This window comes from Pedobacter humicola (assembly GCF_056490705.1).
The window spans coordinates 20,097-43,409 of sequence record NZ_JBWJIG010000028.1 but is presented as its reverse complement, the minus strand read 5'-3'; the positions used below and the strand labels follow the sequence as shown (position 1 = coordinate 43,409).

General features: G+C 40.5%; 21 protein-coding genes. 16 read left to right on the top strand and 5 right to left on the bottom strand.

Going from position 1 to position 23,313, the window contains the following annotated elements; genetic code table 11:
* The 9 genes from tssD to AC04Q1_RS25820 all read left to right on the top strand — a co-directional run.
* Positions 1–181 (top strand): type VI secretion system tube protein TssD (tssD, locus tag AC04Q1_RS25860; protein WP_478367427.1); only part of this gene is annotated, 181 nt, incomplete at its 5' end.
* An 83-nt stretch (positions 182–264) separates the two neighbouring features.
* Complete coding sequence (locus AC04Q1_RS25855) at positions 265–984, top strand: hypothetical protein (RefSeq protein WP_478367426.1); 720 nt, start codon at positions 265–267, stop codon at positions 982–984.
* Entirely contained in the window at positions 984–1,826 is an 843-nt protein-coding gene (locus AC04Q1_RS25850) for a hypothetical protein (protein WP_478367425.1), read from the top strand. Before AC04Q1_RS25855 ends, AC04Q1_RS25850 begins: the two co-directional genes overlap by 1 nt.
* 23 nt (positions 1,827–1,849) lie before the next feature.
* Positions 1,850–3,667, top strand: a complete 1,818-nt coding sequence (locus AC04Q1_RS25845) for a type VI secretion system Vgr family protein (protein ID WP_478367424.1) — start codon at positions 1,850–1,852, stop codon at positions 3,665–3,667.
* A 17-nt stretch (positions 3,668–3,684) separates the two neighbouring features.
* A complete protein-coding gene (locus tag AC04Q1_RS25840) occupies positions 3,685–4,968 on the top strand; it encodes a tetratricopeptide repeat protein (protein WP_478367423.1) in 1,284 nt (427 codons plus the stop codon).
* Positions 4,969–5,017: 49 nt separating this feature from the next.
* The gene (locus AC04Q1_RS25835) at positions 5,018–9,652 is read left to right on the top strand and encodes an RHS repeat-associated core domain-containing protein (RefSeq protein WP_478367422.1); all 4,635 of its coding nucleotides are present in this window, start codon (positions 5,018–5,020) and stop codon (positions 9,650–9,652) included.
* Between the two features lie 10 nt (positions 9,653–9,662).
* Positions 9,663–10,553, top strand: a complete 891-nt coding sequence (locus AC04Q1_RS25830) for a hypothetical protein (RefSeq protein ID WP_478367421.1) — start codon at positions 9,663–9,665, stop codon at positions 10,551–10,553.
* Between the two features lie 68 nt (positions 10,554–10,621).
* Complete coding sequence (locus AC04Q1_RS25825) at positions 10,622–10,759, top strand: hypothetical protein (RefSeq protein WP_478367420.1); 138 nt, start codon at positions 10,622–10,624, stop codon at positions 10,757–10,759.
* Positions 10,749–11,189, top strand: a complete 441-nt coding sequence (locus AC04Q1_RS25820; protein ID WP_478367419.1) for a hypothetical protein — start codon at positions 10,749–10,751, stop codon at positions 11,187–11,189. Before AC04Q1_RS25825 ends, AC04Q1_RS25820 begins: the two co-directional genes overlap by 11 nt.
* Before the next feature lie 52 nt (positions 11,190–11,241).
* Here the strand turns inward: AC04Q1_RS25820 and AC04Q1_RS25815 are convergent, their stop codons facing one another.
* Positions 11,242–12,135, bottom strand: a complete 894-nt coding sequence (locus AC04Q1_RS25815) for a LysR family transcriptional regulator (RefSeq protein ID WP_478367418.1) — start codon at positions 12,133–12,135, stop codon at positions 11,242–11,244.
* Positions 12,136–12,211: 76 nt separating this feature from the next.
* On the opposite strand from AC04Q1_RS25815, the gene hutH reads away from it, so the two are divergent.
* Positions 12,212–13,747 carry a histidine ammonia-lyase gene (gene hutH / locus AC04Q1_RS25810; protein ID WP_478367417.1) on the top strand — a complete coding sequence of 512 codons (1,536 nt, stop codon included), beginning with the start codon at positions 12,212–12,214 and terminating at the stop codon, positions 13,745–13,747.
* 19 nt (positions 13,748–13,766) lie between these two features.
* Positions 13,767–15,773, top strand: a complete 2,007-nt coding sequence (locus AC04Q1_RS25805) for a urocanate hydratase (protein WP_478367416.1) — start codon at positions 13,767–13,769, stop codon at positions 15,771–15,773.
* Between the two features lie 20 nt (positions 15,774–15,793).
* Here the strand turns inward: AC04Q1_RS25805 and AC04Q1_RS25800 are convergent, their stop codons facing one another.
* Both AC04Q1_RS25800 and AC04Q1_RS25795 read right to left on the bottom strand, forming a co-directional pair.
* Positions 15,794–18,289, bottom strand: coding sequence for a PAS domain S-box protein (locus tag AC04Q1_RS25800; RefSeq protein ID WP_478367415.1), 2,496 nt, complete (start codon positions 18,287–18,289; stop codon positions 15,794–15,796).
* Positions 18,290–18,377: 88 nt separating this feature from the next.
* Positions 18,378–19,280, bottom strand: coding sequence for a LysR family transcriptional regulator (locus AC04Q1_RS25795; RefSeq protein ID WP_478367414.1), 903 nt, complete (start codon positions 19,278–19,280; stop codon positions 18,378–18,380).
* A 98-nt stretch (positions 19,281–19,378) separates the two neighbouring features.
* Between AC04Q1_RS25795 and AC04Q1_RS25790 the strand changes: the two genes are divergently transcribed.
* The gene (locus AC04Q1_RS25790; protein WP_478367413.1) at positions 19,379–20,008 is read left to right on the top strand and encodes an NAD(P)H-dependent oxidoreductase; all 630 of its coding nucleotides are present in this window, start codon (positions 19,379–19,381) and stop codon (positions 20,006–20,008) included.
* Entirely contained in the window at positions 19,980–20,264 is a 285-nt protein-coding gene (locus AC04Q1_RS25785; RefSeq protein ID WP_478367412.1) for a putative quinol monooxygenase, read from the top strand. Before AC04Q1_RS25790 ends, AC04Q1_RS25785 begins: the two co-directional genes overlap by 29 nt.
* Here AC04Q1_RS25785 and AC04Q1_RS25780 read toward each other — a convergent pair whose 3' ends face one another.
* Together AC04Q1_RS25780 and AC04Q1_RS25775 are read right to left on the bottom strand one after the other, a co-directional pair.
* On the bottom strand, positions 20,265–21,116 hold the full coding sequence (locus tag AC04Q1_RS25780) for an EamA family transporter (protein WP_478367411.1): 852 nt from the start codon (positions 21,114–21,116) through the stop codon (positions 20,265–20,267).
* Positions 21,117–21,229: 113 nt separating this feature from the next.
* Positions 21,230–21,577 carry a hypothetical protein gene (locus AC04Q1_RS25775; RefSeq protein ID WP_316843503.1) on the bottom strand — a complete coding sequence of 116 codons (348 nt, stop codon included), beginning with the start codon at positions 21,575–21,577 and terminating at the stop codon, positions 21,230–21,232.
* A gap of 119 nt (positions 21,578–21,696) precedes the next feature.
* On the opposite strand from AC04Q1_RS25775, the gene AC04Q1_RS25770 reads away from it, so the two are divergent.
* The 3 genes from AC04Q1_RS25770 (at position 21,697) to AC04Q1_RS25760 (ending at position 23,075) form a co-directional block, all read left to right on the top strand.
* On the top strand, positions 21,697–22,227 hold the full coding sequence (locus AC04Q1_RS25770) for a superoxide dismutase family protein (protein WP_478367410.1): 531 nt from the start codon (positions 21,697–21,699) through the stop codon (positions 22,225–22,227).
* 59 nt (positions 22,228–22,286) lie between these two features.
* On the top strand, positions 22,287–22,481 hold the full coding sequence (locus AC04Q1_RS25765) for a hypothetical protein (protein WP_478367409.1): 195 nt from the start codon (positions 22,287–22,289) through the stop codon (positions 22,479–22,481).
* Between the two features lie 66 nt (positions 22,482–22,547).
* On the top strand, positions 22,548–23,075 hold the full coding sequence (locus AC04Q1_RS25760; RefSeq protein ID WP_478367408.1) for an ExbD/TolR family protein: 528 nt from the start codon (positions 22,548–22,550) through the stop codon (positions 23,073–23,075).
* The last annotated feature ends 238 nt before the right edge of the window (positions 23,076–23,313 follow it).

Genomic DNA, 23,313 nt, shown 5'->3' with positions numbered 1-23,313 from the left:
CAAAAAAGGCGAAGAAGATTCAAAAATGAAGGAACTGTCATTCGAAGATGGTTACATCATCCAGTATAACGAGGGTATTGCGGTAAACGACAATACACCGATGACTTTAAGTTTTGTAGTTTCTGCCCGTAAGTTAAAGCTGGGCAATGCAGAACACGAAAACGATTGGCCTAAGGCTTAATCCATTTAAACCGTTATTAGCTGCTGATTTCTGGCCTAATAACGGTTTTTTTGGCTTTAGAGGTGTGATATAAAGAGCTAACTATGGCTACCGACTTAGAATACATTAAGCTGTTTAATTCCTGCACAATAGCGCCGTTGAAATCTGTTGAGATCAACCGGATTATTGATGATAAAATCATAACTAATAAATCAAGATATCAGGCAGTAAGGAATAAACTATTAAACTTAAACAAATATACCTATCGCAGTACCTGTTTTGTAACTGAACCTGATGATCTGTTCCTCAAAAGGAATCCTAAAATTGGCAATAGTTTTTTTAGCAGAACCTTTGTAAACAACAGTATTTTTTCAGAAAATACAGGCATCCCATGGTACTTTATTGCCTGTGTACACTATAGGGAAAGCGGTTCTGATTTTACTAAACATCTGCATAACGGCGATCCCTTAAGTGGTTTTACCAGACAGCATCCTGCTAACCGGCCTAAAATAAACCATGGGCCACCGTTTACTTTTGAAGAAAGCGCAGTTGATGCCCTAAAACTACGTGGTCTGGATAAGGAAACCGTTTGGTCGCTGCCGAAAGTTTTATTGCGTTTAGAGCAATATAATGGGATTGCAAAAGCTTATCAGAACAACAATATCAATTCGCCTTACTTATGGGGCGGTTCCAATCTGTATACTAAAGGAGGTTTCCCAAGAGATCATTTTTTTAGTCTCGATTATGTAAACAAGCAGATTGGAACGGCCGTTATTTTAAAGGCAATGGAAAACAGAGGATTAATCAATATACCAAGACAATAATGAAAGCAACACTCTTTTTATACTTGTCTCTGGTGTTTTTGCTCTTTTCTTGCGAAGCAAAGCATGATAAGCAGCAGCCTGGAAAAACCAGTGCCGATACTGTTGTAAAACGAAAAGTAGATTCGGTTCCTGCCAAAACCGATTCGCTCGAAAATTTGGCCGCTAATATGGTGGCTTCCGGAGAAAATTACCGGAATGATGGGAACACTGAAGCCGAAGAAATATTTATCAAAGCATTTGTTGAAGCATTAAAGCTACCAGGGTCTTTTGAAACCGATTTTGCCAATCTGAAAAAATATGAAATTAAGGTATTAACTGCCGATGATGGCAAACTTAGGGTGTTTTATTGGCTTTCACCCTATTCGGGTTCGATGTGGCATGTGCAAAATATTGTGCAGTATAAGGATGAAAATGATGTGGCAACGGCCCTTTCGTTTAATAGCCTTTATGAGGATAAAGACGATGAAGGCAGTCCTACTCCGTTTTTTGAACACATTTATACTTTAAATACATTGCCTCAAAAAACATATCTTCTTACAGGGTATGGGCAAATGAGTGGCACCGAACCTTATAGTGTATGCCACACTTTGGTAATCGACCATGCAAAATTTAGCATCAATAAACCTTTGTTCAAAACGGGCAAAGCAATTAAAACACAGCTATTCGCATCTGCAACGCTTAAAGAAGACGATGATAGGGAAAAGCTGATTGCCCGGTTGGCAATAACATATAATCCAGACAGTAAAACCATCAGTTATCCCGGGGTTAACGAAACAAAGGATGGAGCTGTGCTCACTGGAAAAAGGAACGTTTTAACCTATCACGATGGAATGTTCAAGTAGTCATAAACTATTATTTAGTTGATATGGAAAAGAAATTAATCACCGAAATTAACATAGAAGATAAGGCCATTACACATTTTGCTTCTTTTAGCTTAAAACAGGCCTTTAATGCACATCATTATTTCGAGCTGCGGTTTAATCACGATCAAATGGGCTCTCCTGGAATGATCAGTTTAAATGATAGTCGCGATTTTGTGGGTAAAACCCTTACCGCTTCCTTTGGCTACGATTCTGGTAGTCTACAGGAATTTGCCGGCCTCGTAACTAAAGTAGAACTGGCGCAAAGCCATGGTTATCACGGGGTATTGATTGTGAGTGGTTATAGTCCTACTATTCTGATCGACCGCGGACCGGATTTAGGTTCTTATCTGGATAAAGATCTCAATAGCATTGTAAATCTCGCTACTTCGGATGTACCTTCAAACGACATTAAAATTGTAGCCAACGCAGCCAGAAAGGAGCCCATTGATTATCTGATCCAATACAGGGAGAGTGATTTCGATTTTCTGAACAGGCTTTCGGGCGAATACCACGAATGGTTTTATTATGATGGCAAACAACTGAATTTTGGCAAACCCGATGATCAGAAAGAAGTGGCCTTGATTTATGGTCGCGATGTACAAAACCTGCAGTATGCCATGGAGATTGCGCCGATCAAAAACAAACGTTTTGCCTACAATCCCAAACAGGATGAAATGCTGCAGAGCGAAAGCAGCGGTGCAAGTGATGGATCGCCAGACCTGGCGCATGCCATACAGGTATCTAATGCCATGTACAGCAAAACCTTTAACCAGCCCGCGCTTATCCGTGTAGACAATAACAATGATATTAAAAGCCATGTGCAGAATGAAGAAAAGGCACATATCAGTAACCTGTTAAAAGTAAATGCCAGTGGCGATAATGCTGCTTTAGGTATAGGCAGTATTGCAGAAATTACGATGAGTGTGCGGAAAGAGCTATCTTTTTCTACCGAAAGCCTTGGCAAATTCCTCATCACGAGCATTAACCACGACATTGATGGTACAGGTAAATATTACAATACCTTCGAGGGTGTAGTAGCTACAACAGAGCGGCTTTCGGTAAAAAGCTATGCTAAGCCAAACCCTGATATGCAACTCGCAGATGTGATTGATAATGCCGACCCGCAAGGGCAGGGACGCATTAAGGTGAAATTTAAATGGGAATGTAAAACCAACGATGTAACGGAGTGGCTGCGGGTAATTACACCAGATGCCGGAAGCAGTGATAAGGTTAGCAAAAACAGGGGTTTTGTATTTATTCCGGAAATCGGCGATCAGGTAGCTTTAACTTTTGAAGAAGGGAATATTGCCCGTCCGATTGTATTAGGATCAGTATTTCATGGTAAAAGTGGGAGCGGAGGCAGCGCCAGCAATAACAGCAAAAGTTTAACTTCTAAAAGTGGGCATACTTTAACCATGGATGACGGTGCAGGTATGATTATGCGCGATAAAGACAGCAATTTTATCGAATTGGACGGAGCCGGTAAGGCTGTTTTTGAAACCAAAGAATCGATCCTGATTAAATGTGGGGAGAGCAGCATTTTTATGGATAAAACAGGCAAGATTATCATCAAGGGGAAGGATATTTTAACATTGGGCGAAAACATTGGGAATTCAGCTTCTGTAAGTATTGGTATAGGTGTTGGCCCCGAAGACGGTACGCCAACCTCTGGTATCGGTATCGAAGCGCAAACCCTGGATATCGGTACCAAAACACTTTCGATGAGTGGCGAAACCGAGGCTAACCTAGCTTCGAAAAAGATTAACGTAGGTGGCGAAAGCGAAACGAATATCAGTAGTGGAACGATTAACCTAAACTAATGCCGACTTAAGCTCCAATGAATCCGATACAACTCGAACTATTTAAAATAGATAAACAATGGCAACAAGTAGTAAGACAACATCCATCAGAAACCCTGTTTCTCTGTTTAGGTGAGCGGCATGAGGTAAACTTATTCGAGGCTTATTTTAAATATCAGTTAACAGAAGAAAGCCGGACCGACGACATGTTCCTGCTCCATCATCAGGGTTTTAACAACAAAAACGATTATGGCAAAAGTTTAGTGAAGGAATGGAAAGAGATCTTTGATTTATGGCAGAAGGACACCGGCAAAGGCATTGTTTGGGATATTGAGTCAGGTGAATACGCAAACGATTATAAGACCGATGCATATGTGCCTATTGTGGCCTTGGTAAGGCTTTGCAAGCTTTATCCTGAATTGAACTTTAAGAAAATATATATTCAGCTGGCACCAACAGCTATCGATGATGTTGCTGGTCTTTCTGAATGGATTAACGAGTGTTGTACTTGCATTAAAACATTAAATAACGATAATATTAAACTCGTTTACACCGAGCACCACATACACCGTACCTTAAAAAAATTAAAACAGGGAACAGAATTTAAGCTCAATATAGATGTAAGCCAGCTGATGCAGAATGCCGCGGCGCATACCAACCGCGAAAAAAATGATCCTGAAGCCGATTACCAGCAACAGATATTGATTGCCAGTAATTATTTGAGCAAAGGTAAACACGAGCAGGCGAATGCCGTTTTGGAACGTGCAATTGTCATTGCCCAGAAACAGGGATTGCAGGAAGCTGTTGTTGCCGCCAGGATTATGCTGGCACAGAGTTTAGCGATAAAAAACAAAAAAAACGAAGCGCGCCAACAATACGAAATGGCTTTGGCCCGGGCCGGAGAGCACTCACAGCTAAGTGCGCATATCCATATGAGTTATGGCAGTTTTTTATTGGCGCATGCGGGTAAGGATGAAGCCAAAAAATATTTTGAAAAAGCAATTCAGATTGCCAAAATAATTGAAAATGATTTTATCGCCATGGAATGTACCCGTTTGCTTGGCCAACTTTCGGAAAGCAAAATAACAGGCTCGGCAAAAGCAATGACTTATTATGTTAGGTGCCTGGAAATTGCAAAGAAAATGCCGATAGAAAAACGGCGGCAAAGTTCGATGGCTTACACCGCATCGATCATGTTAAAAAAATATGGCGAAGAGAGCCCTGAAGGTAAAAAACTGGATTTGGAGATGAGACAGGATTATGGAGAAGACTGGAAATCGATGGCAGAAGTGCCTGCAAACCATGCCAATCCATTGTCGTAAGATGATTGGCAATAATTGAAAATAACATTGCCTTAAAAAAACTATACGGATGAAAAAAGTAAAAGCAAGTAAACCGAATATGTCTATCGATAGGTCAATCAGCCTATCTGCAAGCTTAACCAAAGCCGAACCAAAAGCTGTTGGTGGCGGCGGTGGCGGAGCTGTTGCCCTGGGAAGCAATCCACCTGCGGCAAAGAGTACGTTAAAGCTTTTAAAAGCCAAAAAACCTGCGATGGCCAATACGGCGGTACAGCATGTAAGTAAACATTTTGATGTGGTATTGGCGATCGATTTTCACTGGACAACCATTCCCATTCCGCCGTCTTTCGGTTTTATACCTTTGCCCTTACCTCATCCGTTCATTGGCATGGTGTTCGATCCGATGGATTATCTGCGTTTTAACATTCCTATTCCAAAATTTGCGCAGGGTTTAATCGGTGCGGCCAGCATCCCGATGGGTGGTTCTATTTTTGTGCATGGCAGGCATAAGGCTACAACCACCACCAGCGTAATGGGGGTTTTATTGCCTTTCAGGCACATCACTTCCATACCGGTCTATTTTATTGTGAACATACCCGGTTCGCCGCATGAGGGCGAAGTGTATTGGGGCTCTACTACGGTAAAAGGGCAGGGATCGGAAATGAGTGGTTCTAATCCCGGGCAGGTGCTTACCTGCTGGTGCCCGCCTATGGGCTTAAAGCCCTTACCTACCGTACCAGGGAAATTAAAGAAAAATCCTTTGGCATACTTCGCATTTTATAGCGATTTATTAAGCATGTACGTGCAGATTAATACTGGTAAACCTGTACTGGTCGGGGGTACTTTTGCTCCGCACAATTATACACTGAAAGAATATTTAATGCGCTTTGCTGCCATAGGTATTATGCGGGGGCTTAGCAAATTGGGAAGTGCGCTATCTAAGGCGGCTTTAAAGGGTGTAAATAAAGTACTCAGAGGCTTGTTTAAAAATAATCCCATATCCAAAAAGCTTTGCCATTGGGGTTTAGAACCTGTTAATTTCGTTTCAGGTGCCATGTTTTTCGAGTGGACAGATTTCGAACTACCGGGTGGGCAAACACTGGCCTGGAACAATGTTTGGCGCAGTGATAAACCTTATGCGGGCATGTTGGGCAATCAGGTTTATAACAATTACGACCTTTACATTTACCCTGATCCTGAAGCTGGAATTGTGGGTTTTAGTCATCCTACTGAAAATATGGTGATGCCTTTGCCTTATATTGAGCCATATTCAGGTAAGCAATACGACCGTGCGCAGAAAGTTTGGATGGAAAGGCCTGATGAAAATACCTGGGTGCTTACCATTGATCAGGATATTTATACTTATACACTTTTTAGTGGCGGGCAAGATGGTGATATCTACCGCATTAATCAGATCGAATACACCAACGGTACCAGCCTTACATTTTATTATAAAAGACAACTTTTATCCCGCATTGTAGAAAATTCGGGACGTGTGCTCGAAATGCAGCATAACGAAGCAAGTACGGCCATTAAAGCAGTCTACTATCACTATAAAAATGCCAGCGATCTGCTGGTGAGTTACGATTACGACCAGCTGGGCAATATGATCAAGGTATACGATCAGGCAGGTAAAGCCATTAGTTTCGAGTACGATGACCACAACCGTGTAGTGAAAAGGACCAACCGAAACGGTATGGCTTATTTCTGGGCTTATGATGCGGAAGGACGTGTAATCCATACGGAAGGCCGAGATGGTTTCATGAGTGGCTCGATAAGCTATTTCCCGGAGCAAGGATATAATGAGGTATACTATCGCGATGGTAAAATAGAACGTTATTATTATGATGAAAACGACCTGGTTTACAAAAAAGTAGATGCTTTGGGCGGCGAAACCTGGTATGAACACGATCGCTACAACGAAGAGAAAATGGTTTCCAGTCCTGAAGGTAAAGTAATCGGTTACGAGTACGACAATCGGGGCAACATTACCACTTACCATACCCCGGATGGCGAGCAATACCAGTATGCCTACGATGAAAACAATAACCTGATTTTAAGGAGTGATCCGGCTGGGTCGAATGAAACCTGGCTGTATAATGAGCAGAACCAATTGCTTAAACATGTGCAAAAAGACAATCGGGTAGTCGATTTTTATTATACCGAAGGGCAAAAATTACCAGTGTTTTGCCGTGATCATGAAGGGCATGAAATCCATTGGACTTATAACAGTTTAAACCAGCTGATCGAATCGGTTTCGAGCGAAGGCAATATTCGCCGTTGGACTTACGATGATTACGGTCGTTTGATCCGTTTTAGCCCCGACGGTGATCAAACTACCATTTGGGAACGGGATGAAATGGGCCGTGTTACCCTGGTAAAAGATTTTGGTGAAGAGCCTTTGCGCTTTGAATACGACGCTTATGATCTTCCGGTTTACGCTACCGATGGCCGTGAAGAATGGTATATGGCTTATACGCCTATGGGTAGCCTAAAAACACAAAAAAGAAGCAGTCAAACATCCAGTCAGTATATCCAGACCCTTCATTTTACCTACGATAAATGGGAAAATTTGAAAGGCATTACCAACGAAAAAGGTGAAGAATACCTCTTTTTAAGGGATGCAAACGATGACGTGGTAAAAGAAATTGGTTTCGACGGGCAAGAGCAACAATATATCCGCAACCAGGATGGGCAGATCATTAAAACCATACAGGCTGATGGAAAGGCTGTTTATCACAATTACGACCTAAGCGGCCGTTTGGTGTATAGCAGCTACGAAGATGGTACCTACGAAGCTTTCCAATACAATAAACTTGGGTTGCTTATTGCCGCAGAGAACGAACTTTCTTCGGTTAATTTTAAGCGAAATCCATTGGGTATGGTTACCCAGGAAATACAGGATGGCTACCAGATCAATTATCAATATGATGTTTTTGGTAACCTGACCAGTTTAAAAAGTTCACTAGGGGCCGATATTCAATACGATTATGATGAAACAGGTTATCTGAATGGTATTGCCGCAAAAAGTGGCGGATCAGCAGAATGGACAGCAAGGATTGGCCGTAATAAAAACGGACAGGAAACCAGCCGCAGTTTAAGCGGTGGGGTTAGGGCAACATTCGATTACGATCACGAAGGCCATCCAATTAGTCAAAAGGTAGAAGCCAATGGTTCGATCACTGCTTTTAAACAATATGCCTGGGGGCCAAATGATAAACTTAATAACTGCTTAAACAGCATTACCGGTGGAAGCATCAATTACAGGTACGATACTTTTGGCAGTTTGGCTTCGGCAAGTTACAGTGATGATGGCAAGGTAATCTATAAAAATCCTGACGAGATAGGAAACTTATATAAAACCGCAGACCGCAGTGACAGGCGTTACGATAAAGGAGGCAAACTGCTTAAAGATGACCAATGGTATTACCGTTATGATGCCAAAGGTAACCTGGTTCAAAAAAGCAAGCGCAATATTATAGGTCTGGCCAAAGAAGAAGTGGCCGCACCAGAAGATAATAGCTTATTTGGTAAAAAGCTAAACTGGGGAATGGCTAATCCCGATATTCCGAAAGCGGAAGCAGTGGATATTCTGGCAGATGCTGAACCGGATTTACCTGAATGGAAAGAGGGGGACTGGGCTTATGCCTGGGCAGCCAATGGCATGATGAAAGCCGTTAAAAATCCACAGGGTGAAATCATCAGTTTCGAATACGATGCCTTAGGCAGGAGGAAAGCCAAAATTGTTAAAGATAAAGTATACCGTTATGTGTGGGATGGTAATTTACTGCTCCACGAATGGAATTATCCATTAAAAGAGCGACCTAATCTGGTGGTAAACGAAGATGGATTGCTTAGCTATGATAAAACGGAGCCGTTTGGCAATGACTTAATTACCTGGGTGTACGATCAAAATAAATTTACCCCAAGTGCCAAAATTGTTAATGGCCAATATTATTCTATCATTAGTGATTATTTGGGTACTCCTATACAGGCTTATGATCATGTAGGCAAAAAAGTATGGGATTGCGAACTTGATATTTATGGAAAAATCCGTAAACTTAGCGGTGATCGGGAATTTATACCATTTAGGTACCAAGGGCAATATGAAGATGTAGAAACGGGGCTGTATTATAATCGCTTTAGGTATTATGACCCGGAGCAGGGAAATTATATCTCTCAGGATCCGATCGGTTTATGGGGAGCAAACCCCACTTTATATGGTTATGTCTCTGACGTTAATAGCTGGATTGATGTTTGGGGCCTCAAAACCATGCAACAAAATCTCGGGAATTGGGGCGAGAAGCAGGTAAAGGATGCGCTGATGAATTCTGGAAAGTATCAGGATGTTATAAGTGTTCAGAATGCATCAAACCATGGTATTGATTTAGTAGGTATTAGAAATGATGGGAAATATGATATTTTTGAAGTGAAGACTAATATTTCTGGGAATGTTGGAGATTTATCAGCTCGGCAGCTAGATTCAGACTTTTTTATTAGAGATATTTTGACAAAACCAAATATTAATGATTTTGGTTTAACGAGAATTGAAGCAGATGATATATTAGATAATATTGGTAACAAGCGTGTCGTTGACGTATTTGTTGGGCGCAATGCGAAAGGACAGTTTAAATTAAAATCTTTACTATCGTCAGATTGGGATGAAATTTCCCGTACACAAAAGGCAAGAGTTAGTTGTAAATAAATGATCTTAAATGAATAACAAATTAAATAGTCATAAACAGAAACTTAAAGAGTTTTTTATTAAAGTTTATCAATCAGAAAAAGAACAAGCAAATTTCTTAGAGGATTTTTATTTGGAATATCTCAAAACGGGTAAATCCGATTTTGAATTTAAGACAGTTGTTTTTGGAAGGGAAAAAATTGTAAAATATGAGTTTAGCCGAATTTTACAACAATACTCATATGGATTTAAGATCCCTAAAGCGATAATTGACTTTGAAAACAATAGTAATAATATAAGTTTTTCGGAGCTTCTTAACGCTTACTACTACGATGTATTGGTGAATGCTAGAGCTTTTTCGGAAAGTAAACAGATAGATGGGGTACTGCATACAGATCTATGTATGACCCTTTTATTCACATTAAGTTATTTCCCAGATAAGATCGAAATAATTTCAAATCAATTAATAAGATTTCTTGAAGAAAACGCACAAAAACTAGAGAAATATTCAGTGCAAGAATTTGGCCGTGGAAGTTTACTTTATTTGGTAGTCGAAATGCTAAAATTGAGAGATTTCTCAGCTCATGCAGCAATAATTTCAAAATATTGCATAAAACCGATTTTGTGCTATCAGGAAGCCATTGAAAGTGTTATCTCGAATGACGAACAAAAATTTTCCGATGCTATTGAAGAGCTTGCTGCTTTTCATTTATCCAATAGCAAAGCAGATCTTACACTTCCTTTTAATCACGAAAGATGGCAATATATGCCAATTGAAATAATATCTTTAATTAAGTTATTTGTGTCAAATGGAGGTAGGCTGTTGAAAGAAATATCATTAGTAAGTGATTTGAACAGCTTTTTTTATCTTCCTATTGAGCTATCTGAAGAAACTTTATTGCTCGAATCTAGGATATTATGAAAATGTGATGAGCAAGATAGATTAAAAAACTACTGAAAGGAAAAGGTAGAAAAAAAATCGGTTAATCAATGTCTAAAAATATTTATGAAGATCTTGCTGTTATTGACAAAAAGATTGGGGAAATTTTAAATAAAATGCCTGCTTCTTCATTTGACAAAGTGGATATTAAAAAAGAATTACCCATTTTTTCTTTTTTTGCCCGCTAAGGAATATGAAACGTTAAAGGAAAGAGTACTAACTCTTCGGCACACAATTCTAGAGACATACCTTAAAGGAGATGCACCTCTGCGAAAGCTACTAATTGCTAAGCTTACTGAATATGAAAACTTTGGTATGGTGTTTTTACCCAATAAGGATTTTTTACCGCAGGTGGAGGATAAAAAAAAATATGTATTCAATATATTAATGGCAATTGCTATTCAAAATTTGAATGATGACATGAGAGAATTAATGATTTACATTAACGAATTACGAAGATTATCTATTTTAAATCATATAAATTTCGATTCGCTATTGAAGGATATTCTTCCCTTATCGTCATCTGCCCCCACACTTTATTCTATATCTATGAGGGCGTTTTTTGAAAACGTTTTACTAAAACGGCCCAACCCTATTCAAGCAAACGAAGATCTTTAACAGAAATTCGTTGCAACGTTATAAGCCCGTTAAGCTTAAAGTTTTTTATCGGCTAAACCTTATCCTTCAACAACAGTTTAATCACATTCTTTAAAGCTGGGTTCCGGTTCGATTCTTTCCAGATCATATATAGCTCTGTTCGTTGCGGAATATGGGTGAGTTCCACAAACTTTACGTTTTCCTGATAGCCATATTGCAGGGCAGTGGGTACAATAGCAATGCCCAAACCTTCTTCTACCAATTTGTAAATGGTGAGCGCATTCACCGATTTGTGGTAGGTTTTGGGTTTGAAACCATGATCTTCACAAATGCTCATCATCAGGTCGTAATAAAAGGGACTATCATCACTCGAGAAAAAGATAAAAGGTTCGTTACCCAGTTTTTTTACCGCTTCAAAACTTGCCTTTTTCATGGGGTGGCTTTTAGGCAGAACCAGCGAAAAAGTATCCTGATGGATCATGTGTTTAGAAATACCTGGTTTAAACTGTTGCATCCTTACAAAACCCACATCGAGCATATCTTTTTCCAATAACTCAACCTGTAACCTATTGGGCATTTCATCCAGGTTGGTTCTGATTTCAGGGAAATCTTTGTTCAGTTTAAAAATAACCTCAGGTACAATTTTTTGTGCTGCCGAGCCTAAAAACCCAATCCGTAATTCACCCTGTTTGCCCTCATTAATATTGCTGATCTGTTTTTTGATGTTTTCGATATGGCTGAAGAGAAAATCTACCTCATCTTTAAGGTACAGGCCTGCTTCGGTAAGTTCCACCTTTTTCTTCGTCCGGTCGAACAGCGGGGCGTTAAAAATTTCCTCCATTTGTTTAATCTGCCGGCTTAGTCCCGGCTGGGAAATAAAAAGGCGATCGGCAGCCTTTCTGAACTTTAGTTCTTCCGCCAATACCTGAAAATACTTTAAATGCCTAAGTTCGATTTGATAACCCATGGTTATTACATGATGATGTAATTGGTATTTATAGGTATCAAATATAGGGCTTATTTTTGTTTAAAACCTTTCTAACATGAGCGAGCAACAGACTTTTAATTACGGAACAGATCATTTAACCGCTAAACTGGCTTTGGCCATCAGCAATGGTGAAATTAAAGGCGTTTTGAGTGAAAACACACGTGCTAAAGTGATAGCGAGTAGTGAAGTGGTAGAACGGATTGCCGTTTCTGGTCAGGCTGTTTATGGCATCAATACCGGTTTTGGTCCATTATGTACCTCCATGATTTCGGCGGCTGATACCCGTAAATTACAGGAGAATATTTTGAAAAGCCATGCAGTTGGCGTAGGTGAGCCGATAGATAGCGAAATAGCGAAGTTGATGCTGGTGTTAAAATTACAAGCGTTGGCGCAAGGTTATTCTGGTATTCAGATCGAAACGCTCGACCGTATGATCTGGTTTTTAGAAATTGGTGCTATACCAGTGGTGCCGAAACAAGGTTCTGTTGGGGCTTCTGGCGATCTTGCCCCTTTATCGCATTTGTTTTTACCTTTAATTGGTTTAGGTAAAGTGCATTATAAAAATGAAATCATTGCTACAGCGCAGCTTTTAGCAGAATATCAACTGGAGGCTTTGCATTTGGGACCAAAGGAAGGCCTGGCCTTAATTAACGGTACCCAGTTTATTGCTGCCCATGCGGTTAAAGTGGTGCAACGCCTGGAAAATGTGCTGGATTCTGCTAATATTATTGCTGCCATGATGATTGAAGGCCTGCAGGGCTCTGAAAAACCTTTTCATGCGGAACTTCATCAGTTGAGGCCTTACCTGGCAAATATTGCTGTGGCAGGGCAAGTAAGAAAGCTGCTGCAGGATTCAGAAATCATGAAATCACATGCCGATTGCGCCAAAGTACAAGATCCTTATTCGCTAAGGTGTATTCCACAGGTTCATGGCGCTTCCAGAACGGCCTGGTTACACTTAAAAGAAGCTTTAGAAATCGAACTGAATTCGGTAACGGATAACCCCGTAATATTTAGCGATGATTTAACGATCAGCGGTGGTAATTTTCATGGTCAACCCCTGGCTTTACCACTCGATTATGCCTGTTTAGCCGCTTCGGAAATCGGGAACATCAGTGATAGGCGTATTTATCTTTCATTGGAAGGAAATACCCCCGGTGTGCCTAAACTTTTAATGAAAGAAACGGGATTAAACTCGGGCTTCATGATTGTTCAATATACCTCAGCCGCATTGGCCAGCGAAAATAAAGGACTTTGTTTCCCTGCCAGCGCCGATAGTATCCCAACTTCGCTTGGTCAGGAAGACCATGTTAGCATGGGCTCCATTAGCGGACGTAAGGCGCTTCGGGTGATTGAAAATGTAGAGAAGATCCTGGGTATCGAACTGTTTTGTGCCGCACAGGCCATTGATTATCATCATCCCTTAAAACCTGGAAAGATATTGGCTGCGGTCCATGATTTTGTGCGTACCGAAATTGATCATTTTGAAGAAGATCAGATCATGTATGATCGCATGGGAAATGCAATTGAAATGGTACAAAAAGGCAAAATTGTAGCCGTTGCAAGCCAAGCAGAATCGACATTGAATTAGGAATTTAAAATTACACAATATGGATTTTAAAGTACAGCTATTGGCTGGTATACCCGCCACATTACCAGGGGCCAAAACAAGAAATACGCAATTAAGCCATGCTCCGGTGAGGCGGGCGGTTTTAAATACTGAAGAGAAAAGACTGAGCATCAAAAATGCGTTGCGTTATTTTCCGGTAGCATGGCACGAAGAACTGGCATATGAATTTTTAAATGAACTGGAAAATTACGGACATGTTTATATGTATCGTTTTATACCCGATTATGCCATTTATGCAAGACCAATAAACGAATATCCTTGCCGTACGCCACATGCCGCGGCAATTATGCTGATGATTCAGAACAATCTGGACCCGGCAATCGCACAGCATCCGGAAGAGCTGATCACCTATGGTGGAAATGGAAGTGTATTCCAGAACTGGGCGCAATATCTGTTAACCATGCAATACCTCGCTACGATGACCGATCAGCAAACGCTGAATATTTATAGCGGTCACCCTCAGGGATTATTTCCATCAAGTACTGCCGCACCCCGTGTAGTAGTTACCAATGGCATGATGATACCGAATTATTCTGCACCAGAAGATCTTGAAAAATTTAATGCATTAGGGGTAACCCAGTATGGGCAGATGACAGCAGGTTCGTACATGTACATTGGACCCCAGGGCATTGTGCATGGAACGGCAATTACTTTAATGAACGCCTTTCGTAAGAAAGGGTTTTATGGAAAAAATGTAGCAGGTAAAATCTTTCTCACGGCCGGATTAGGTGGTATGAGCGGTGCACAAACCAAGGCTGGTAATATTGTTGGCTGCATCACGGTTTGCGCGGAGGTTAACCCACAGGCTGCAACAAAAAGACATCAACAAGGCTGGGTTGATGAACTGATTGATCATTTAGATGAACTGGTAAAAAGGATAAAGCTTGCTCAGGAAGCGAAAGAAGCGGTATCCCTCGCCTATATTGGCAATGTGGTTGACGTTTGGGAGCGGCTTGATGCAGAAAATATTGAAGTGGCGATAGGTTCAGATCAGACATCGCTTCATAACCCATATTCTGGTGGATATTACCCTGTAGGTTTAAGTTTTGAAGAGGCAAATGACCTGATGGCGAATGCAGCTGATCAATTCAAAATTGATGTCCGGAATTCGTTAAAAAGACAAGCTGCAAGCATTAACAAACATACAGCCAAGGGTACCTACTTCTTTGACTATGGGAATGCCTTTTTGTTGGAATGCAGTAGGGCAGGTGCTGAGGTAATGGCGGCAAATGGAATAGATTTTAAATATCCTTCGTACGTAGAAGATATTTTAGGTCCCTTGTGTTTCGATTATGGTTTTGGTCCGTTTAGGTGGGTATGTGCTTCGGGCAGTGAAAAAGACCTCGATTTAACCGATCGAATGGCTAAAGAGGTGATGGAAGAAATTAAATTGACTGCCCCATCAGAAATACAACAACAGTTACAGGATAATATCAACTGGATCAGTGCAGCAAAAGAGAATAAACTGGTGGTTGGCTCGAAGGCCAGAATTTTATATGCTGATGCAGAAGGCAGGGCGAAGATCGCTTTGCGTTTTAATGATGCCATTAAAACAGGCAGGTTATCTGCTGCCGTTATTTTGGGCCGGGACCACCATGATGTAAGTGGGACGGATTCTCCATTTAGGGAGACAAGCAATATTTATGATGGAAGCCGGTTTACGGCCGATATGGCGATTCATAATGTAATAGGCGATAGCTTTAGGGGCGCAACCTGGGTTTCGATCCACAACGGTGGTGGCGTTGGCTGGGGAGAGGTCATAAACGGTGGTTTTGGAATGGTGCTGGATGGAAGCGAACAAGCCGCAGAGAAATTGCAGAATATGCTTTTTTATGATGTAAACAATGGCATTGCCAGAAGGAGCTGGGCCCGTAATAAGGAAGCCCGTTTTGCCATTGAACGCGAAATGGAACGCACGGGTACTTTAAAAATTACGCTGCCTAATTTGGTTGATGATGCCTTGTTGGATGGCTTAGAGATTTTATAGTCGCTTGCGGTAAAAATGTGCTAACTTAAAGGCAAGGTAAAATGAAATACAGAACCCTTACCTTCTTCACTTTCTGCCCAAATGCGGCCGCCATGCCTTTCTATAATTTCGGCACTTAAATAAAGCCCGATACCAAAGCCTGAAATGGTATGATTGCCCTGAACACGGTAATACCGTTCGAAAAGTTTCTCAATATCATCAGGTTTTATCCCTATGCCTTCATCTTTGATCTGAATTTCAACCTGTGTATCATGCAATTTACAGGTTACTTCGAGGCGTGTGCCATTATCCGAATATTTTAAGCCGTTACTGATGAGGTTCGAAATTACATTTCCAATCTTATCCCGATCGGCATTAAGGACAACATTACAGGTTGGGTTTAATATAATCTGATGCGAAGATTGCGAAATATAAGTTTCCTCAATGGTTTCTTTCAGTAGCTCATCCAGATTAAAGTTGCTTTTTTCGATCAGTAGTTTGCCCGATTCCAAACGGGATACATTTAAAAAACCATTAATCATGGTGGTCATTTTCCTGATCTGGCTATGCGCTTTGTCTAAAGCAATAATGGCATAGTTATCCTCATCCTTTTTAGCCTTACGCTGTAACACCTGAACAAATCCATTGATGGCTGTTAAAGGCGTTTTTAATTCATGACTCACCATTCCGATGAAATCATTTTTACGGAGCTCATCTAATTTTTGTTCGGTAATATCAATAAAAAGCCCTGAATACTCGGTTGCATTGCCATGCTGATCTTCGAACACACGTCCGGTTGCCCTAACCCATTTTTCTTCGCCGGTTACTAAATTATTTATAGGGTATTCGGTATCACTTGATGAATGGTTTGTTAAAGCATTGCTTAAAGCGGTATTTAGCATATCATGATAATCAGGGTTGATCGCGCTCATGATATCCTCCATCGCTGCAGGTTTATCCAATGGAAGGCCGAGTAAATTTTTAACAAAGCCCGACATGGTAATTTCTAATGTTTTAGGGTCGATGCTCCAGGTACCCATTCTGCCTGTATCTATGGCCTGACGTAACTTTTCTTCGCTATCGGCTAACTTTTTGGTGTATTGGATCAGGTCTTCGTGTGTTTGGGCGAGCTCTTCATTGGTTGTGGCCAACTCTTCATTTGCTGCCGCCATTTCCATATTAATATCCTGAAGTTCTTCCTGGTAAAGTTTTCGCTCCGTAATGTCAGGGCTCACTGTAGCAATGGCAATTACCTCATCCGTTTCGTCATTTTTAATGGCAAAGCCATTCCATTCAATCCAAAACGGATTTCCCGTTTTTTCATTCCAGAAACGGATTTCCTGTCTGAAATTGATACGCTGCAAAATTCCCGGTAAAAGCTTTTGGGCTGCCGGTCTGTCTGCAGGGAAAATACAGTCTAAAATAGTTCTGTTTATGATATTTGCCCAGCCTAATTTTTTTAAAGCTGCAGGATTCAAATATTGGATAGACAGGTCTAGCCCTGCCAAAGCGATAAATTCGGAACTGGCTTCAATGAGTTTATTTAAATTAAGCCGTTCCAGTTCGATCAATTTCCTTTCGGTGATATCGATACAGGAACTAATGTAACCTGCAAAAGATCCGTCGGCATGGAAACGGGGTGGACCAGTGGCAAGCAGCCAACGGTAATCACCTTTTTTGGTCAGGATTCTAAATTCGCCTGTAAAAGATTTCTTTTCGGCCAGGGCCGAAAGGTAAATATTTAAATAGCCCTCACGGTCTTCGGGATGGATCAGATCAACCCAGCCAAAAGCAAGTAGATCGTTCATCGAGCGGCCTGTTAATATAGTCCAGGGTTTGTTGAAATAAATTGCGCTACCATTTTCGTCGCCCACAGCAATAAAAATATCAGTTCCTTCGGCCATGGTTTTGAAACGTTTTTCACTTTCCGAAAGTTGGTTAAAACGTTCCACGACCCTTAATTCGAGTTCATTATTTAAAACGTGTAAAGTTTCCTGTGTTTCCTGTAGTTCTTCGTTTGTGGCTACAAGCTCTTCATTGGTTGCAGCCAGTTCTTCCACTGTGGCGGCCAGTTCTTCGTTCAGGGCCTGCTCGCGCTGTAACGCTTCAGCTTTCTCACGTTCTCTTTCGACAGCTTCCTGTCTTAATACACGTTCACTTACATCAATGGCAGTATGCAGAATGCAGATGGTTTTTCCTTCCCTGTTTTTTACAGCACGATACTCAAAATCAAAATAAAAAGTTTTCAGTTCACCATCAATCATGATATTGGCAGCAGTATCTTTTCCCGCAAGAACAAGACCTTCGAGCCATACCTTTCTAAACATATCGATAAAAGGCTGTCCCTTTAATTCGGGTAAAGCATCTTCAAGCGATTTTCCGATCACACTTCTATCTTTCCCCCAAATCCTGAGCATCGCATCATTTGCCGACTGTATAACCGCGTTTTCTCCAACATGCACTGCCGTTGCGGTATGGGTTAGATTAAATACTTCTATTAATTGATCGTTACTTAAAAGATGACTGGATTGACTCATTATGGAATTTTAGGGGATGATCTAAAATAAATATTTTATCTAAGTTTCAAAATAATAACAGACTTAAGCTGATCGTTTTTTATAGAAACTATATACTAACCATAACCTCCTTAAAAAGGTTTTTAATTATATGAATTTCTGAAGCATATTGCGTGTTTTTTCTACATCCAAAGTATAAAGTATTGGTGAGTTTTGACATCCCTTCCCAAATTACCCTGATCTTTCCATCTTCAACTTCTTTTCTGCAAAGGAAATCGGGAATAATCGCCAGGCCATTTCCGCCGGATAGGCAACGGACAATCGAATTGAGGTTGGGAACAATGTAGTTGGGGCGGAAATCGGCATGTTTGCCAAAATTAAGTTGCCAAAAACGTAAAAGATGTTCCATGTCTCCTGCGGTGCCGTACCATTTCTGCTGTTTTAACCAGGCTTCCATTCCCGACAAATCTTTCTTTTTCACCAACGAATCAAAAGTTTGCCCGTCTGTTTCTATGCCGCCCACCAGAACGATGGTTTCAGAAGAAAAAGCTTCATGTTCAATATTTGGTGAATTCCCCTTTTGAGGTGTAATGATAAGATCTAAAATGCCTTTGTCCAATTGATCGAGCATTTCCGGATACTCACCAAAACGGATGATCACGTTAAAAGGCAAGGTCGAAATATATTGTTCGAGTGTAATCTGAAAAGTTTCGAAACACATGCCTACACTAATGGTCGGGGTATGTTTTTCCGTACTTTTTTGGAAGTGTTTTTCGGCGTCCTCGAGTTTGCTGAGGGGTTCTACAATAAAATTATACAGTACTTTCCCCTTTTCGGTCGGGATCATTTTCCGGCCAGTACGTTCGAAAAGTTTGTAACCCACATAACTTTCTAAAGAACTTAAATGTAAACTTACACCAGGTTGCGAAATGAACAGGTTTTCTGCTGCACCAGTTAAGGTTCCTGTTTTATAAATCGCCTTAAAACTTCTGTACCACTCTAAATTAACCATAATCTTGTTATTATAATTCTGATACAAAGCTATGAATTAACTTGTTTTAATAATAGATATGGTTGCTGTAATTTTGTCTTATCAAATAGAAAAACGAAATGACAAAAATATTCATCATCAACGGCGGACAAAAATTTGGTCACTCTGGAGGCCTGTTTAACGAAACAATAGCTAACGCCACCGCCGATTTCTTTTCATCAGCCGAAGGATTTGAAATAAAAACAACCAACATTAACCACAATTACGACCCAAAGGAAGAAGTAGAAAAATATGTTTGGGCCGATGTGGTAATTTATCATACCCCAATCTGGTGGTTCCAGTTGCCACATGGATTTAAAAAGTATATTGATGTGGTATTTACCGAAGGGCATAAAAAAGGGATTTATGTAAGCGATGGTCGCAAAGCGGATAACCCTACCCGAAATTATGGTACCGGTGGCATGTTACATGGTCGGAAATATATGGTCACTTCATCATGGAACGCGCCAAAAGAAGCCTTTACACTTCCGGAAGAATTTTTTATGGAAACGAGTGTAGATGATGGCGTGCTATTCGGCTTCCATAGAATGAACGCTTTTACCGGAATGGAAAGAATAGATGGCATCCATTTCCATGACGTGGAAAAAAACGCAGATATCATGAGCGCTTTAAAATTACATCAGCAACATTTAACCCAAAACTTTTTAAATACCGAAGTATATGAGCATTTATCTAACAGCAATAGTTAAAAGTAAAAAAGAAACCATTACAACCTTAAGGGCTGTGTTATTGGATATGGTAGAAAATTCGCGCAAAGAAGAAGCCTGTATCCAATACGATCTGCACGAATCTGCAAGCGACCATACTTTCATTTTTCAGGAAGAATGGAAAGATCAAAGCAGCTTGGATGTACATAACGAACAACCCTATATTTTGGCCTTTGTAGAACAGGCCGCTGCACTTACAGAAGAGATTGTAATTTACAAAACAGAAAAACTGGCTTAGTTATAATTTCACACGCCTGGCTGTTAAAGAAGAACCCGCAGAAGCGATGACCACAAAAGCCACTGCAAAACATTCTTTTAATGAGAGGTATTCGTGAAGAAAAACCAGGGCTGCCAGCGATGCCATGGCGGGTTCAAGGCTCATTAAAATACTGAAGGTCCTGGCGGGAAGCTGTTTAAGGGCCCTCATTTCGAGGGTAAAAGGAATGGCGCTTGATAGTAATGCAAGCGCTGCGCCTAAACCTAGTAATTTCGGGTTCAAAGTGCCTAATCCACCACCATAAATACCAAATGGCAAAATGACTATGGTTGCAAATAACATCCCGATGGCCACGGCATCACCACCCTTCATGATTTTCGAAATCCTCCCCCCAAGGATAATGTAAGCCGCCCAAAAAACACCTGCCAAAAGGGCCAATAGCACACCGCCAACATTTAAACCTGTACTTGTCCAGGGTGCAATTAGTGCAATACCTGTAGCGGCCAGTACTACCCAAAGAAAATCAACAGGTTTTTTCGATCCGAAAATGGCAAGACCTAAAGGACCAACAAATTCCAGGGTTACGCCTAAACCAATTGGAATACGGGCAATGGCCATGTAAAACACCATGTTCATTACCCCTAAACAAACGCCATATAAAATTACGTATTTCCACTGTTTGGCATTTAGTTTAAGCAGGTTTGGTCGGAAAGCAATCAACAAGATCACCGCAGACAACCCGATCCTTAAGGATGCAGTTGCTGCTGCCCCAATTTGCGGGAAAAGCCCTTTAGCAATCGCCGCACCACACTGTACACTAATAATGGATAGTAAAACAGCGGGAATGGGTGGAATATTGATTTTGCTTTTCATCTGGGGCTCGTAAATGAGGCGCAAAATTACGGAAATATAACTTCCCAATTTTTTAAATATAAAAAAGGGAGAATCAGATTACGCCAATTCTCCCTTTTTTATATTTAAGGTATTTAACTGAACAATTCCTGTTCGTCTCTGTTTTCGGTGGGGATCTTTTTTAAGAAATCATCAAATGATGGTCCTTCATTATCCGAATAAATACCATAAGCGTCTAGTATATATCCGATGTTTTTATCCTGATCTTCCAGCAAATAAAGTACAGAGTTATCTGCAGGGTCTGAATCTCCTTCAAAGCGGTAAGTTTTAACAATAGTTAAATCTTCAGGTTTATAAATTTTTCCCAACGATTTACTTTGCATCTTACCGTGATCGGACATTTTAAGTTCGTTATCTTTTCCTTTCAGCCTCAATTTCTCTAAAATTTGACTCAAAGTGTTCATTGCTGTTGGCTGTTCCATAGTTATACGATTTTATACTCATTAAACAAGTGGTAGTGCAAATGGTTTTAGCCGTATCTGTTTTAGGTCAAACTAAATGATTGTCAATGTGTTTCGTATTTAAACTAAATTTTAATCACATGAAAAAATATCTTTTAAGCTTAGCTGTTGCGGGGCTTGCATTTGTAAGTGCCTGCACCAAAACCGACAAAGAAATTGCCCAGGCTACTTTAACCGAAACTGCTGATAACACCAAAACCATTGGAACAGCAAAATTTTACGAATTGAGCGACGGAAAAATTAAAATGGATATCGAGATGAATTTTGCGGCCAGGGCTGATAGCAATGTTGCCGTTCACTTTCACGAACATGGCGATTGTGGCAATATGGGCGAAAATACCCACGGCCATTGGAATCCAACCAAAGAGGTTCATGGAAAGTGGGGCTCCGGAGCCTATCATAGCGGAGATATCGGCAATATTATGCTAGACAGTAAAGGCCATGCTACACTTTCGGTAACCACCGATAAATGGAGCACTAAGGAGGGCGATATTAAAAATATTATAGGTCGTGGCATCATTGTACATGGCGGTACCGACGATTATACTACCCAGCCAACAGGAAACTCGGGACCAAGGGTAGGCTGCGGTGTAATCGAGGCCGTGAAATAGACTAAATTTAGTATTTTGTGCTACAATTGATAAAATAAAAGCCTTAAAAAATAGGGTAAATGGCGAAGTATTCCATAAGCGAATTTGAAGAAGCACATAGGTCTCTGGGTTCAACACTTGGTAAATGTGAAAAGGCAATACTCAAATTGAAAGAAGGTTCGGCCCAACATACTTTGATGATAAGGAGAATCAAATCATTTCAGATTGCACTGGCATTAATCCAAAGAGAATTACAAAGTGAAAGAAGCGGTTAAATTTTTAACCGCTTTTTTTATGCAATTTGATCTGGCCTGTCATCATCACTAAAAACCTAAATCATTATGGCAACGCTAAACGAATCTCAAAGCGGCAAGGCTGCAAAAGGAAGAACCAAAAAACCAACACCAAGAGTCGATCTTACTGCAATGGTAGACCTGATGTTTTTATTAACCACATTTTTTATGCTTACCACCTCGTTGGGCAGCTTAAATGCGGCAGATATTGCCAAACCCGTTAAGACTGATGTAGTAGAAAATTATCCCGAATCACGTACGATGACGATTTTGTTGGGCAAAAATAACAAGGCTGTTTGCTACATGGGTACGGTAGAAAAGGCAAATATGCAAGTTATACCTGTTGCGCATATTGAAAAAGAAATCATTAAAAATGAGAAGCAGGTTGCCGAAACCCATCAACACGATCCCGCAAAATATATGATCGTCATTATCAAGCCGGGCAAAACCGCCAGGTTTCAGGATTTTGTGGATGTAATTGATGAGATGAAGATCGCAAATATTAAATCATATGCGATTGACGATGATCATATCGCCGAGAAAGAGGTCGAATTTATGAAAAAGAACGGCCTCTAAACCAGCTGTTTCTTAAAGGAGGTGCTTAAAAAACAGCGAATAAAAAGAATATAAAGCAGGTATTCGCTAATGAATAAATTGAATATGAGAACTAATACCCTAGTTTTTTAGTAGAGATTGCGTTTTTGATGCCGTGAAAGGTGTTTTATCCCTCTTATTAAACGAATCGTTAGCTTTGTGTTAGATGCTTAATACTACATCTGTATAGCTAATATGGTTACATTCGTTGAAGTGTTTG

Bases quoted from the DNA above. Each gene is read 5' to 3' on its own strand.
- AC04Q1_RS25850 (WP_478367425.1), top strand. From the start codon at position 984: ATGAAAGCAACACTCTTTTTATACTTGTCTCTGGTGTTTTTGCTCTTT.
- AC04Q1_RS25835 (WP_478367422.1), top strand. From the start codon at position 5,018: ATGAAAAAAGTAAAAGCAAGTAAACCGAATATGTCTATCGATAGGTCA.
- AC04Q1_RS25800 (WP_478367415.1), bottom strand. From the start codon at position 18,289: ATGAGTCAATCCAGTCATCTTTTAAGTAACGATCAATTAATAGAAGTA.
- AC04Q1_RS25795 (WP_478367414.1), bottom strand. From the start codon at position 19,280: ATGGTTAATTTAGAGTGGTACAGAAGTTTTAAGGCGATTTATAAAACA.
- AC04Q1_RS25785 (WP_478367412.1), top strand. From the start codon at position 19,980: ATGAGCATTTATCTAACAGCAATAGTTAAAAGTAAAAAAGAAACCATT.
- AC04Q1_RS25780 (WP_478367411.1), bottom strand. From the start codon at position 21,116: ATGAAAAGCAAAATCAATATTCCACCCATTCCCGCTGTTTTACTATCC.
- AC04Q1_RS25805 (WP_478367416.1), top strand. From the start codon at position 13,767: ATGGATTTTAAAGTACAGCTATTGGCTGGTATACCCGCCACATTACCA.
- AC04Q1_RS25840 (WP_478367423.1), top strand. From the start codon at position 3,685: ATGAATCCGATACAACTCGAACTATTTAAAATAGATAAACAATGGCAA.
- AC04Q1_RS25790 (WP_478367413.1), top strand. From the start codon at position 19,379: ATGACAAAAATATTCATCATCAACGGCGGACAAAAATTTGGTCACTCT.
- AC04Q1_RS25830 (WP_478367421.1), top strand. From the start codon at position 9,663: ATGAATAACAAATTAAATAGTCATAAACAGAAACTTAAAGAGTTTTTT.
- AC04Q1_RS25825 (WP_478367420.1), top strand. From the start codon at position 10,622: ATGTCTAAAAATATTTATGAAGATCTTGCTGTTATTGACAAAAAGATT.
- AC04Q1_RS25775 (WP_316843503.1), bottom strand. From the start codon at position 21,577: ATGGAACAGCCAACAGCAATGAACACTTTGAGTCAAATTTTAGAGAAA.
- AC04Q1_RS25770 (WP_478367410.1), top strand. From the start codon at position 21,697: ATGAAAAAATATCTTTTAAGCTTAGCTGTTGCGGGGCTTGCATTTGTA.
- hutH (WP_478367417.1), top strand. From the start codon at position 12,212: ATGAGCGAGCAACAGACTTTTAATTACGGAACAGATCATTTAACCGCT.
- AC04Q1_RS25760 (WP_478367408.1), top strand. From the start codon at position 22,548: ATGGCAACGCTAAACGAATCTCAAAGCGGCAAGGCTGCAAAAGGAAGA.
- AC04Q1_RS25855 (WP_478367426.1), top strand. From the start codon at position 265: ATGGCTACCGACTTAGAATACATTAAGCTGTTTAATTCCTGCACAATA.
- AC04Q1_RS25845 (WP_478367424.1), top strand. From the start codon at position 1,850: ATGGAAAAGAAATTAATCACCGAAATTAACATAGAAGATAAGGCCATT.
- AC04Q1_RS25815 (WP_478367418.1), bottom strand. From the start codon at position 12,135: ATGGGTTATCAAATCGAACTTAGGCATTTAAAGTATTTTCAGGTATTG.
- AC04Q1_RS25765 (WP_478367409.1), top strand. From the start codon at position 22,287: ATGGCGAAGTATTCCATAAGCGAATTTGAAGAAGCACATAGGTCTCTG.